Raw genomic sequence first — 13364 nt, 5'->3', positions numbered from 1 at the left:
GTCAGGTGATATCCGAGGATCGAATCGAGTCCCGCGCGAGGCGCAATCAGAAGGTGTCGATGGAAAATTGCCCGCCTCCATTCCATTGACTTTGGGAGCGAACCCGCGTGTCGCGCATATCGACGTAAGTCGATACTTCCACTTGCGCACTAAACTTCGAACCTCGCGCTATCTGGTTCTGATAACCCGGTGTCAGACTGACACCGGGACGTAGCTGGTTATCAGAGTCTTGCATGCCCCCTTCGCCATCGCGAACCATCAGGTGTACCGGTTTACCATCGAGCTGGGCACTGAGCACCTTGAGGGTGAAAAAACCGTCCTGGGCGAAACGATAACCTTGGTCAGTGGCACGCTCACCGGTAAACCCCAGTGCTACACCTGTGTTCTCGGCACAGCTCAGATTCAAGCTGATGACCCGCGTGCCAACCAGCAGGCGCTGGCCTTCACGGGCGCCTTGCATCAGTTGCGTACGCTGGGTTTGCCCGAAGTCCAGCACCGGCTGGCTGACCGTCAGGGCACACTCATCGGCACTGGCTGTGCCTGAAAGACACCAGAGCAATGCCGCGCCACTGATTGCCCGAATACGTGAACACAGCACAAATTTCATAACGCTTGCTCCTGTACGTTGTTGCATACGGCATTGACGGTTTCAAAAAAGGCCTCGGTGTCGGCCTTTGGCGCCAGGGTGAAGTCCAGCACGCAGGTTTTATCAGCGGGTAGCGCCACCGTCAGACGCGCACCGGGCTCAACTGTGGGCAGGAACACCTGCCCCTTGTCGACCACCGTGGTGACATACTGATTGCTGGATGACACTGCCAGGCCTTTATCCAGAGGGCGTCCATCGGCGTAGGTCGCATTCAGTAAAATGCGACGGGATGCCACTACGCCGAAGTCGACGTTGGTAACCGATCCGCGACCGACTTTCAGCTCCTTGTAACCGTTGACGATATCCACATTTCGCGGAAGGCTTTTGGCGACAATTTCCATGCGGTTGTTCTGGTAAGCCTGCATTCCGGGGGCAACCGCCTTGCCCCAGGCATCGGTCCAGACCGGGCCTTGTGGCGTGGTGACTTTCACCCCGCTCACATCACCCACCGAGAGGATGCTGTAGGTGTCGTTCACCTCGTAGGGGCTGAACGTAATGCCTTCATTATGGGCAACCACCCCGCCGGTCAAGCTGGCGTTGTAAGAGGTGGAATCCTTGCCGCTGCGCGAGTAGCCCAGGTTCGCCTGGGTGTAGCGTGGCAACAGGTTGGTTGAAACCGAAAGGTCAGTCTCACGGTTCACACTGTCGCGCTCGCCCTGCATACGATACCCAAAGGTATCGTTGATCTGCTGGCTATAGGAGGCACCCGTGCGCGTACCTCGCTCGTCGTTGTTGACGTAAGTTCTGAGGGATCCCTTGCCCAACGGCATCGTGACCGACAAGTAGGCGGCATTTCCATGACCATAAGGGCCGGTTTCGCCCAGGCTTTTCTCAACGTTCAACGAGACCGTGGCATGCTTGAAGTTCTTCGACCAGGAGCCCAGCAGACGCTGGGTAGACTGATTATCAAACTGGCTCGAGTAACTATGGGAAAGCCGAAAGCCGCCCAGCGTCTCGTCCGACCAGCTAGCCGATGTGGTGAATTGATCGCGGTAGCGCGTTTGATACCATTGCGCATCTTGCTGACGGTACGTGGTATCCGCTAGATCTCGATAGCCTTCGGTCTGGTGCGTGGCGCTCAGCCCCAGGGACAGCTTCTGCGTGGCCTGGGTGCTCAGGGAGGCACTCACTTGGGTGCCCTTGCGGCTTTCATCGGTAGCATTGGAAACCACTTGGCGCAGGCCAAGGCTGGTTGTGGGTGTGAGCCCATGATGGGTGGCCCATCCAGCAGCCTGATAACCGTCGGCAGCCATCAAACCGGCGGTAGCGGTGGTGTGACGGTTCAAGGCCCAGGTACCACTGCCGGTCACGACATTGGGCTTCGCGCTGCTGCGATCACTGCCCAAGGGCCGATATTGGCCGGCGGCAAAGGAGTAACCGGGCGCTGCACCTTGCACACCACCGCCAAAGCTGGCCGCGGGGATGCTGAACATGCGGCGCGAGCCGTCGGCTTCAATGATAGTGACATCCAGGTCAGTGCTGGTGCTGAGCAAAGGCAGGTTGGTCAGGGTAAAGGGGCCTGGTGGCACCACCGACGATTGAATCAGCGCACCGTTTTGCCGCACCTCGACCCGCGCCGTTGAATTGGCCACACCCTCCGCCACGGCCCCGCTGTTGCGTGCCCCGGCGCGTAAACCGTCTTCAGGCACAATCTGGACGCCCGTAATGGCATCGCCGGAAAACAATGAGTTGGCGATATTGATCTGGCCGCCCTGGAAGGTCGACTTGAGGCTGGTGAAGGTTTTTTGACCATAGGTGTACAAGTGTTCCGTACGACTGTTGCCATCGTACGCGGTGTAACTTTGCCGACTGCGCACGAGCCAGTCACCTATATTGAAGCCCGCGACCGTATCCAGAGAGCGAAATTCGCTGCGACTGTTACTGAACACGCTGTTCATGCCCAGCAGGCTGTAATTGAGCAGGGCCGCAGTGCCGCCTTCGGCAAACGAACCAATGTCGGAGTCAGGCGCACGAAGCGCGTCGGTCGGTACAACTAACCCGACTTCGCCCTTGCCCGGTTTGAGCTGTACCTGGGTCATTGGGTAGGTAGCAAGAAAGCGGGCGTTGATGTCTTCAGGTTTTTTTTCAGCCTGCCCCGGGTTGAGCAACTGTGCAGCGTCGAGCAGCGCCGTGGTAAAGAGCAATTGCCCCTCTTTATCAAAGGTCGCAATGGCACGGCCCCTGGAGCCACCGTTCACGGACAGGCTCACGGCGTGCGCGCCTTCGGAAAAGCGTGGCGCATCGGCAAAATAGCTGGCTGCTTTAGGATCGATGTTGCGTCCCTTGAGCATATCCAGGTCAAACTCAACCGATTCGGTCGCGACATCAGGGCCGGATACCGGCAAGCTTTGTGACGCTGCGGCGTGGATTTGTTCGGTGAAGAGCATCACCCCCATAAGCACAGGGCAAACTCGCCAGATGTGGGCGCTAGTCATAAATGAACTCAGAATAGTGAAGGCGCCATCGGCTGAGCTCCCTGGCGTCATTGCTTGAAAAATCAGCGTTCGATCGGTGCGGTGTACTGGTCGACCGAGTAGCCGTAGACCGTCGCGGGTGACAGGGTCGCATCGGTCAGAGTGGCGAGGGTGGCAGCGGGCACATCCAGCGTGATGACCTCACCGGGCAACACGTAGGCCCGCGGCAATTGCACCAACGTGTTGGCCGGGTTCAGTTTGACGGCCTGATCAAGTCGCACCACGTAGGCATCCGGGTTGGCCACTTGCAACTTGCCGTTTTGCACTGACCACTGGAGTCGACGCCAAGGCTCTTTGTCCTTGGCCAGGCCCTTGGGGTTGATGATCACGGGCAGGTTCTGGCGAACGTTCATGCTCACCCGCATCCCGGCAGATTTATCCTTGGGCGGGATACCTTCGAAAATCACCCGACGCAGGCGCTGGACTTTCAGCGGCTCGGAGGTTTGTAAAAGAAATCGAATAGCCTGGGTTTCGCCCGCTTCGACCCGAGTGACGGGTGGGGTCAATACGATAAGATTTTCATCATCGCCTTCGATGGGCAGAATGTGGCTGTAAAGTAATGCCGGGGGACTGTCGGAGTTCTTGAGGTTGATGCTGGTTTCGCCATCGGCCTCATCGAGAATAACGACGGACGTTTCCGGAATCATACCCGCTGCTTGTACAGGGGCCATGGTCAGGGCCGATATAAAGAACGTCCCGCAAAACAGGTACAGCCATTTGAAAATCATTGTGAGCATCCACTAAAAAATTAAAAATAGGCATGAACCCGCCACTGCCGGACACAAACGATCCACGCGGGGCTTTAAAACGATTCAGAGGCCTGACAACACATTAAATGCATACGGACAACTTGCAACTCAAACATGGAACTCCAAAAACCGCATTAAATATATGACCTGCAGTGACTACAAACAAACAACTTCAAAAGTGGCAAGGTCATCAATATTTTTAGTGTCGGCGATCGACAAACTATTAGACCTGTCGATAGCGGCTCTGACTGTGCACGTCGGCTCGATCGATTTGTGAGCGCCAAACACAAGAGACTCCGTGCGTTCAGCATAACCAAACATGGCAACATGTACCTATGAAAGAGGCGACCATTTTAGAGCGCCCAATTACACCAGCATTACCCGGCCAGTAGCGCCATTAATAACTATTGCAGGAACAGTCGAAGATGCACACTCATCGACTGCAGTTAGCGCAAACTTCATGGGCGTATCGCAAACAACATTCAGCGTGGCGAACTGTTCCTGCAGCATAACGGACTAGCCGCCCACTATGAGAAATTGACTTACAGGTATTTCACTTCCAGGGTCGCCAGACCATCAATATTGATGGTGTCAGTAATCGGCAAGTTTTCGGTCTTGTCTACAAAGGAGTAGACACCCAAGTCAACTGCAACAGAGGTGTGAGGGGTGGGAGCGGCGGCCGTACCATCACCAAAACCGACAACGCTTCCATCCGCGTAAATATTGCCAGTGAACGCGGCCCAGGTAGTACCGCCATTAGTGCTTTGCAAGCGATTTACCGCACCGCTGTCAGCCGTTTCATTACTGATACTCAACCAGTAACCGCCAATGGATGCCCCATTGGCGGCCGCCCCCAAACCGAACATTGGGCTGGTGGTGCCATTCAATTCTGGAACCGCCGTTGCACTGCGCTCATCCACCAGGCTGAAGCCAAACTTCACGGGGGCATCACAAGTCACCGTGAGACTGGTGGCTTTATCGGGAAGTCGGGTCTGCTCGGAGGCGCTCAGCGAGCTCGCCAGAATGTTGCCGTAATCAATGGTTGAACCACCAGTAAAGACCGGTTCACACGCGACCGGGGTAATGGTCCCGATCAACTTCAATTCTGCAGTGGTTGCAGCACTGGCCATAACCGGAAACATCAGGGCAGAAGCCACCAGGGTATAACCTATCGTCTTTTTCATTATTTCTTCTCTATATTGGAGTGATTCAACATGGCATTGCAGACATAGCTATTTCTACAGCCATATTTTATTGGTAGTTTTGAGCACTGAATATAAGACGAATCTTAGTTTTGCAGTTTTATATCCCTGAGCGTATTACGCCACCCGACCTTCCTCACCTCGCCTATAAAGGCTCTATTACTTGTTATTGACTGTCGACGTGCGCCTGCCAACAGTCATGAGGGCAAGGGTCAATACTGTTCGCGCTTTAAGATTTGTCTTATGGTCCATATCCTTGCCTCTTTTCAATATGGAGTTTCACACCAGACTATTTGGGATTGCGAACTGATGATTGGCGCCACGCAGTGCCCAATCCCAGAGGCTCCTGCCTTAGGTTCTGTACGAAATCAGCCGAAACCAATTTGAAACCCATAAACATCGAGATTCAGTAAAGTCCGCCACTATCAAAGGCAGGAGCCCATAATGGCAAAACGGTACGAACTCCCCGGCGCAACCTGGGATTTGGTTGCGGATGTCTTCAACGAACCTCGCCGTAGCGGGCGCTCGAGAGCAGATGATCGCTTGATGCCCAACGGGATACGTTGGGTGCTCTGTTCGGGCGCCGAAAAAAAGAGGGCCTGAAGAACCGCAAGATCATGTTCTCGGACGCAGCCGGGGCGGCCTGACCACCAAGATACATATGCTGTGCGATTCCAATGGTGTGCCACTGAAGTTTCTATTATCGGGCGGACAAGCCAGCGATATCGCTTCAGCCAGCCGTTACTCGACGTAGCCTATATAACCAGCAAGCGATGCCGATGGTTGCAGGCGGATAAAGGCTATGACGCCGAAGCGTTACACCGCTAGTGCGACCGATGTGGGATGCAGCCGGTAATTCCTCTACGCAGCATGAAACGCAAACCAAAACCGGGGTTGCCGAGGCTCTTTAATTGTCACAAGTACCGGCAAGGCAACAGTATTGAACATATGTTCGGCTGACTGAAGGAAAACCGCCGGATTGTTACCCGCGTCGACAAGCTTGCAAGAAGTTATGCTGTCATGGTCTCGCAGGCTTGTGCGTTCGTTGGTTGTGCCAAAGGTGGATTAAATGATCGGTAATCTCGGCGTTTTCAGACGATAAACGCGGCTGATAGCGATAGCACGTAATGCAGACTACGAAGGACAGGTACGCCAGCTTGACTCGATCAACGGCGTAACGCCGGGTGTTTTCCAGGGTATGTATCTGGCGAGCGATGCGTCTAGCGAGACCTGCGGGGTTGCGCTGAATGTGGGAGGTGGGTTTCTGACCTGATTCGCTCCACAGTTGCTTGGCATCTCACCAGGAGTTCAATTTTGCTGACTAAAACTACACTAATTTTAGCCCACAGCATGAGCCTCAAAAAAAGTACGCTGACCAAGGCTAAGAACACACACTTGGCCAGCGTACCTTTAAGTGATGGTACAGCACTACAAGCCAGGACCATCAAAAGCAATTGAGACGTTACTTACTGTCGACACACTCAACAATCTTTAATTACAAGTACACAACTTCGAAGCTACCCAGCCCATCAATCTTGATTTCGTCGTTAAGCGGCAGTGTGTTGGCTGGAGCAATCGAGGCATTAACTTTAAGGTCCACTGTAATGGACTTGTGAGCGGAAGGCGTGTCGCTCGAAGTGTCAACCCCAAAACCCAGGATATCGCCATTCGCCAAGTAACTATTTGCCGCGGCCGATTTAAACCAAACAGCTCCTTCGTCTTGGGAGAACAGGCGACTTACAGTACCTGTATCGGAAACCTCATTGGAAACTCTCAGCGTGTAAGCGCCAATCTTCGCTCCATTCTCGGCATCCCCCAGCCCGCTCATGTAAGTTTCACCCCTGCCTGCTATGGCTACCCCACTTGCCTTAGACGCGGAACGATCATCCGTTCTGCGGATGGCAAACTTTACGGCTGATTCACAGACCACGGCCAACGTGGTGTTTTTTTCGGGCAAGTTGGTCTGCACGGCAACGTTCAATGTATTCGCTGGAATGGTGCCGTAATCAATAGTAGAGCCGCCCGTAAAATTGGGCACGCATGCCGCGGGGGTAATAGTACCAATCAACTTCAACTCGGCCGTCGTCGCAGCACTTGCAAACATCGGCACCATCAATGCAGACGTCACAGCGCTAACTGCAATAAGTTTTTTCATTTTAGTTACTTCTCTTTTATCTGTATACACAACAGCATGCTTTTAAAGCGGATCAGAAAACGGGTCACATCATCTAATCAAAGTCAGCCTTCTCTGCCCACACGATTCATCCATGGATACGATCAAATGCAGTAATCCCTACTGCTGGAGAAATAATGACAGCGCTACAAATTCCTGACTATGAGACTAATCTTAATCAGCACTTTTCCCATCAAGCTACAGGCAGGATGCATGCATCAGCGGCGGCTTCGAAACGGACTACAATGCTATCCTTGCGTTGCCTGCCAGGGAGCTGCGCCGCCATTCGGGTGACCGCTCAGGTTCCCCCTGCCAGACCGTAGCGTCTGCATAGCAATCAAGCCCACTCCCACAAGTTGAATATTGCTCACACAATCTGATGCTTGAAGTCCCATTGCCTCAGCGCTGGTACCGGTCGCCCAAGGCCTGATGTCGTACGTTAACCGCCACCAGGCAGCGTTCAGCCTCTTGCACCATCTCATCGATCAGCTCCTGGCAAGTCTTCAACTCGCCAATCGCCGCCGCCACCTGCCCGCACGGCAAGATCCCTTCATCCGGCACGCCATCCACCATGGAGCGCTGCAACAGCACCGGCTGGTTGGCGGCCATCACCGTTTGCGACAAGGCTCCCGGGTCTTCCTTCACCGACTGGGCAAACACGCTGAGCATATGTCCCAGGCTCATGCCGGTCTGTTGCTTCCACTGCCAGGCGCTGCCCAGGGCAATGCGCAAACGGCCAAAGGCACTGGCCTTTTCCAGACGATTGATAAACGCGTTTTCAATCATCCGGTGGCGCATGCCGTCCACCGCCGTGGTCACGCGGATTTTTTGCGGGTCGGCGACTTTTACGTAGCGCTCCAGCGTGGCAATGGGCGTGGGCGATTCTCTGGTCATCAAGAACCGCGTGCCCATGGCAATCCCTGCCGCCCCTGTGGCCAACGCCCCTGCCAGACCACGGCCAGTGGAATAACCACCCGCCGCTATGACCGGCACCCGTACCGCATCCAGTACCTGTGGCAGCAATATGGTGCTCGGCACACCACCGGTATGCCCGCCCCCTTCGCCGCCCTGGATGGTGATCATGTCCGCGCCCAGCTCCACTGCCTTGAGCGCGTGTTTGAGTGCGCCCACGGTGGGGATGCACAGCACGCCGGCCTTTTTGAAACGCTCGATGGTATGACGATCCGGCCCGCGACCATAACTGACCGCGCGCAAGCGGTATTCAATGGCCAGGTCCACGCACTGCGCGGCGTTCTCCTGGAACATGTGGAAGTTGAGACCGAAATTGCTGCCGCCGGTGGCCTCGATCACCCGCTGGATCTCGGCTTCCAGCTGATCTGGCGCAATGGTCGCTCCGGCCAGAAACCCGAAGGCACCGGCCCGGGTGCTGGCGATCACCAGGTTGGCATCCGCCACCCAGCCCATCGCGGTTTGCACGATGGGGTAACGACAGCCCAATGCATCGGTCAACGCCGTTTGCAGGTACTCGCTCATCGACGTTCACCCGCAGCCGTCTTGTTCGCTTCAATCATCGCCTTGGCGTCGTAGCCGCCGAGCTTGTCGCCCGACAGCAACTCGTTATGGCTATGGGCAAAGTGGTGCCAGGCAAACACTGCGTCCATGGCCGTGCGCTTGCCCTGCAGGTCTTCGACGTGGTTGATCGCCTGCTTGGTCAACGCCAGCCCCATGCGCGGCTGTTTGGCGATGGCCGCTGCCAGCGCATAGGTGCCGGCTTCCAGTGCCTCGCGGGCAAACAGGCGGTTGACCATGCCCATTTGATAGGCACGCTCGGCGCTCATCCGGTCGCCGGTAAACAGGAACTCTTTGGCAATGCGCGGGTTCAGTTCGTAGGGGTGGGCAAAATACTCCACTCCCGGAATCCCCATGCGCACTACAGGGTCCTGGAAAAACGCATCGTCGCTGGCCACGATCAAGTCGCACACCCAAGCCAGCATCAGCCCACCGGCAATGCACGCGCCCTGCACCATGGCAATGGTCGGCTTGGGCAACTCGCGCCAGCGCCGGCACATGCCCAGGTACACCTCCTGCTCGCGGGCATACAGGTACTCGCCACCCGGCTTGTTGGTGTGATCCCACCACAGGCTGGCACGATCAAACGACTTGTTGATATCGCGCCCCGGCGTGCCGATATCGTGCCCCGCAGAGAAGTGCTTGCCATTGCCACGCAGCACAATGACCTTCACCGCGTCGTCATTCACGGCGCGGCGAAAGGCATCGTCCAGGGCATAGGTCATCTGCGAGTTTTGCGCATTATTGACGGTGGGCCGGTTCATGGTCAGCGTGGCAATGCCATCGGCCACGTCATACAGCACCGGTTCTTCAGTTTCATACACAGCGGTATCAGCCCGCTGCACAAATTCGCTGTCACTGCTCATGACGATTCCTTGCCTTAGGCCTGACGGATGCCGGGCGGGTTGCCCTTGAGCGCAGCTGCGCGATAGTCATGGGGGTCGAGCCGGCGGATCACTGCCAGTTGCTCCGGCGTCGGCGCTACGGTCTGCTTGAGGTCGGCAGCCTTGAGCAACGGGAAGCCGGTCTTTTCCTGCACTTCTTCAAAGCTCACACCTGGGTGCAGGGAGCGAACCTGTACCGCCCGGTCCGGGCCGCCGAAGTCCATCACGCACAGGTCGGTGACGATCAGACGAATGTCCATCAGGTCGCGGCGCATGCCCTCTTCCCAGCGCTCATCCTTGAAACCGACGCCCGACACCATGTCCACTTCACCCGAAACAAACGCCCGGGTGTTATGGCTTGGCACGAAGAACGAGTTGATATGGTTGATGCTGTTGCCCGGCAAGCCACGCACGCCGAGCATCGCCACTTTGGGCTTTTGATAGTCGCCGATACACGACAGGTTGGTCTGGCCCCAACGGTCGATCTGGGTGGGTCCGATCATCGCGTGACGGCGCCCGCCCCATACACATTCAAAGACCCGCTCGAACGACAGGTAGCCCGAGTAACGCGGCACATAGTCGCCACGGGGCCCCAACGGGATCGGTTCTTCCACCAGAAACGCTTCGCTGTCGGTCATCAACAGTTCAGGGCTGTGGGTCAGTTTGGCCAGGCTCGCGCCCAGACGCGGGATCACGCCCAGGCCCGAAGCAATCACTTCGCCGTTGCCGCGCCAGGCTTCGCAGGAGGCCACGATCAACAGTTCAGCCAGGGTAAATTCGCACGTAGCAGTCATATTCATACTCCTTAAAACACGGGCAGCGCCAAGGCGCTCAGTCGATCGACACCGCCATTGCTGGCTTGATAGGCGCTCTCGCCCGGGGTCACAAACTCCGCCATGTAGCCTGCCCAGCCGCCTTCTTCGGCAGCACTGGCGCTGTAGCGTTTCAGATGGCTCATGTCCCAGCCGTAGTCGGACGGGCACGACGTCGGGTGCGCGCCGAACGGTGCATGCACCACGCCGCTGACCAGGTAACGCTCGAAGGTGTTGAAACGGGCCTGGGTGGCATCCAGGCTCAAACGCTCCTCGATGCGCTCACAGGACACAAAGCACTGCTTGGCGGCACGGGCGAACAGATGGTCGAAATACGGATCGGGGCCGGTGACCAGGGTGTTGCCCAGACGGTCTGCCACGTTGACGTGCAAGAACGCCATATCCAGATTCAGCGCCGGCATGGCCAGCAGCACCTCGCCATCGTCATAAGGCGACTGCACCTGCTTGATGTCCGGATTCAGGCGGCTGACATCGGTGGCCAAACCGCAACGGGTCGGCAAAAACGGCAAGCGCATGCCCGCGGCGCGCAGGCCCCATTGCAGCATGCCTTCGTCCAGTTCCATCAGCTCCAGCTCGCCGGCCTCGCGGGCCTTGCGAAAGTAGGCTTCGAGCGGGATCGCATCGAGGGTGGCAAAGCCGAACACCAGTTTCTTGACCTTGCCCGCAGCGCAGAGCATGCCGACTTCAGGACCGCCATAGGCCACCACGGTCAGGTCCTTGACGTCCGAGCGCAGGATCTCGCGCACAATCGCCATGGGCTTGCGCCGCGGGCCCCAGCCGCCAAAGCCGATGGTCATGCCGTCGCGCAACTGGCCAACCACGTCTGCCGCTGTCATTTGCTTGTTCATCGTGACTCCTTACTGTTCTTGGCCGACGGAAAAATCGTGGCCCCACAGGCTTACCCGGGTGAATTCAAAAGCGCTGTGGTCTTGCCAATCCACCAGCAAGCCGCCATAGCCGTACTCCAGGTCAAAGCCCGAAGGTGTTTTCATGTAAAAAGAGGTCATGCGGTCGTTCAGGTGCTGGCCCAAAGTGGCCGACAACGGCACGTCGTGGGCGATACGCCGGTCGTGGGCGCGGCCCACTTCGGTCATGGACTCGACCTCGACCATCACATGCACGCAGCCCGATGGCACCGGGTATTCAGCCAGTGCCAGGCTGTGGTGACGGCTGTTTTTGCAATGCAAAAAGTGGATGCGCACCGGTGGTGCCGACGGGTCCGGGCGGAAGTTGAAAATGTCCGACAGCTCAAAGCCCAGCACGTCCTTGGCAAAGGCCAGGGTGGCATCGAAATTCGGCGCAGGCAGCACGGTGTGCCCCAGGCCCATGTCACCGGTGACAAAGCCCGGCACACCTTGAGGCGAGACAAAGGGTTGGCAATCGGAGCGATGGCCCCAGCTCAATTCATGGCGGTTGCCCGAAGGGTCGGTGACATGCAGCAGCGCTTGCACACCGCGCTGATCGCACTGCTCTGCGGTGCCCGGGCGCCAGCTGACATCGGCTTGATCCAGCACCTGAATGGCGGCATTGAATGCCTTTTCACTGGCCAGTTCCCAACCGGAGGCCAGATAGCGCGACTCGCCACCAGGCACGATCAGCATGCGAAACGGACGCTCATCCATCTTCACGTACACGCCGCCGGCGGGTGCTTCGCTGACCATCATCCCGAGCACGTCCTGGGCATAACGCTGCCACTGAACGGGGTCCTGGGACTCTGCAACGAAGTAGCTCAAACCACGAATGTCGATCATGTGCCTGCTCCTCAATGCCTGTATTTATTGGCTTGGGGCAGTATGGGAAGGATGGGGGCGGGGCTCATCGTCCGTTGAGACTAAAGCTCGATTGGCGCAACACACATAAAACAGTGGGAGCGAGCCTGCTCGCGAAAGCGTGTTGACTGGATGATCGCTTTCGCGAGCAGGCTCGCTCCCACGGGATTACATATAGAGAATCACCAGCTCATTGATCACCGATGGCCGCTCGCTGCCCAGTACATGAGTATTGAGCTCAAGAGTCAGTTGAGTACCGCTTTTGACCCGCTCCACACGCTTGACCCGCGCCCGGGCATGGATCGTCGAGCCTGCGGGTACCGGCGCCGGGAAGCGCAGACGGTCCGAACCGTAGTTGATCATGTTGCTGAAGCCGGTGATCTCGTACCCCAGGTTCAGCTTCATCCGCGATTGCAGGATCTGCACCAGCGCACCATGGGCGATGGTGCCGCCAAACGGGCTCTGCTTGCGCGCACGCTCAGGGTCGGTGTGGATCCAGTAGTCATCACCCGACAGCTGGGCAAAGGTGTCGATCAAGGCCTGATCCACCACCACCTGATTGCTCCACGGGCTGAAGTCTTCACTGATCAATGACTGCAGTGCCGCCTCGTCATCCAGCGCAATCTGGCGTACCGCCGCTGCTTGCACAACCGGCTGCTCGACGGTCTTCATCGCCTTCAAGGCCACAGGGTCCTTGTCCATCCCGGTGAAACGCAGCAACCGCGCGCCCTTGCCATCGACTTCGGCAAACACCGGTTGCAGGCGCATGCCGATGGTCACTTCGGACTCGTCCAGGCCCACCAGGTTGCTGTTGATCCGAACGCCCTGATCCAGTTCAATCACCGCCAGCATCTGCGGCATTTCATCGGCGAAGTCCGGCAGGGTCGCGATGCGGGTCACGGTATAGCTGTACAGCGTCGCCCCGCCGCTGACTTCACGCCAGGTCAGCGCATGGGCAAAGCACGCCGGGCAGTGCCGGCGCGGGTAAAACACCCAGTGGCTGCACTGGTCGCACTGCTGAATCAGCAGGCGCTCAGCCTTCAGGCCTTCCCAGAACGGTGCAGAAATCTCGGTCGGCACCGGCATTGGTTTGTTGTTCGACAT

Annotated in this window: 11 protein-coding genes and 1 pseudogene; 1 reads left to right on the top strand and 11 read right to left on the bottom strand. The window is 57.3% G+C overall.

All coding sequences use genetic code 11. The annotated features are described in order from the left end of the window. Nucleotides 1-46: 46 nt before the first annotated feature. The 4 genes from BLW11_RS14885 to BLW11_RS14870 all read right to left on the bottom strand — a co-directional run bounded on the left by BLW11_RS14885 (nt 47) and on the right by BLW11_RS14870 (nt 5053). On the bottom strand, nt 47-607 hold the full coding sequence (locus BLW11_RS14885; RefSeq protein ID WP_048358038.1) for a DUF1120 domain-containing protein: 561 nt from the start codon (nt 605-607) through the stop codon (nt 47-49). Beyond that, a complete protein-coding gene (locus BLW11_RS14880; protein ID WP_162200684.1) occupies nt 604-3081 on the bottom strand; it encodes a fimbria/pilus outer membrane usher protein in 2478 nt (825 codons plus the stop codon). The genes BLW11_RS14885 and BLW11_RS14880 overlap by 4 nt, the downstream gene beginning before the upstream one ends. A gap of 62 nt (nt 3082-3143) precedes the next feature. Further along, on the bottom strand, nt 3144-3848 hold the full coding sequence (locus BLW11_RS14875; protein WP_048358039.1) for a fimbria/pilus chaperone family protein: 705 nt from the start codon (nt 3846-3848) through the stop codon (nt 3144-3146). 563 nt (nt 3849-4411) lie between these two features. Continuing rightward, nucleotides 4412-5053, bottom strand: a complete 642-nt coding sequence (locus tag BLW11_RS14870; RefSeq protein WP_053069509.1) for a DUF1120 domain-containing protein — start codon at nt 5051-5053, stop codon at nt 4412-4414. A 462-nt stretch (nt 5054-5515) separates the two neighbouring features. On the opposite strand from BLW11_RS14870, the pseudogene BLW11_RS14860 reads away from it, so the two are divergent. Then, nucleotides 5516-6151: pseudogene (locus BLW11_RS14860) on the top strand (IS5 family transposase). 415 nt (nt 6152-6566) lie between these two features. Here BLW11_RS14860 and BLW11_RS14855 read toward each other — a convergent pair. From BLW11_RS14855 to BLW11_RS14825, 7 genes are all read right to left on the bottom strand, one after another. Continuing rightward, nucleotides 6567-7226 carry a DUF1120 domain-containing protein gene (locus BLW11_RS14855; RefSeq protein WP_048358040.1) on the bottom strand — a complete coding sequence of 220 codons (660 nt, stop codon included), beginning with the start codon at nt 7224-7226 and terminating at the stop codon, nt 6567-6569. Between the two features lie 417 nt (nt 7227-7643). Beyond that, on the bottom strand, nt 7644-8738 hold the full coding sequence (locus BLW11_RS14850; protein WP_048358041.1) for an NAD(P)H-dependent flavin oxidoreductase: 1095 nt from the start codon (nt 8736-8738) through the stop codon (nt 7644-7646). Beyond that, nucleotides 8735-9640 (bottom strand): enoyl-CoA hydratase, encoded by a 906-nt coding sequence (locus BLW11_RS14845; RefSeq protein WP_048358042.1) that lies wholly within the window; start codon nt 9638-9640, stop codon nt 8735-8737. The genes BLW11_RS14850 and BLW11_RS14845 overlap by 4 nt, the downstream gene beginning before the upstream one ends. Before the next feature lie 14 nt (nt 9641-9654). Next, the gene (locus BLW11_RS14840) at nt 9655-10452 is read right to left on the bottom strand and encodes a CoA-transferase subunit beta (protein ID WP_048358043.1); all 798 of its coding nucleotides are present in this window, start codon (nt 10450-10452) and stop codon (nt 9655-9657) included. 11 nt (nt 10453-10463) lie between these two features. Continuing rightward, entirely contained in the window at nt 10464-11339 is an 876-nt protein-coding gene (locus BLW11_RS14835; protein WP_048358044.1) for a CoA transferase subunit A, read from the bottom strand. A gap of 9 nt (nt 11340-11348) precedes the next feature. After that, a complete protein-coding gene (locus BLW11_RS14830; RefSeq protein WP_048358045.1) occupies nt 11349-12242 on the bottom strand; it encodes a VOC family protein in 894 nt (297 codons plus the stop codon). Nucleotides 12243-12428: 186 nt separating this feature from the next. Then, on the bottom strand, nt 12429-13364 hold the full coding sequence (locus tag BLW11_RS14825; protein ID WP_048359453.1) for a bifunctional OB-fold nucleic acid binding domain-containing protein/MaoC family dehydratase: 936 nt from the start codon (nt 13362-13364) through the stop codon (nt 12429-12431).

Origin of the sequence: Pseudomonas deceptionensis, assembly GCF_900106095.1 — a bacterium.
GTDB classification, from domain to species: domain Bacteria; phylum Pseudomonadota; class Gammaproteobacteria; order Pseudomonadales; family Pseudomonadaceae; genus Aquipseudomonas; species Aquipseudomonas deceptionensis.
This window is presented reverse-complemented; position numbering and strand designations above follow the sequence as displayed.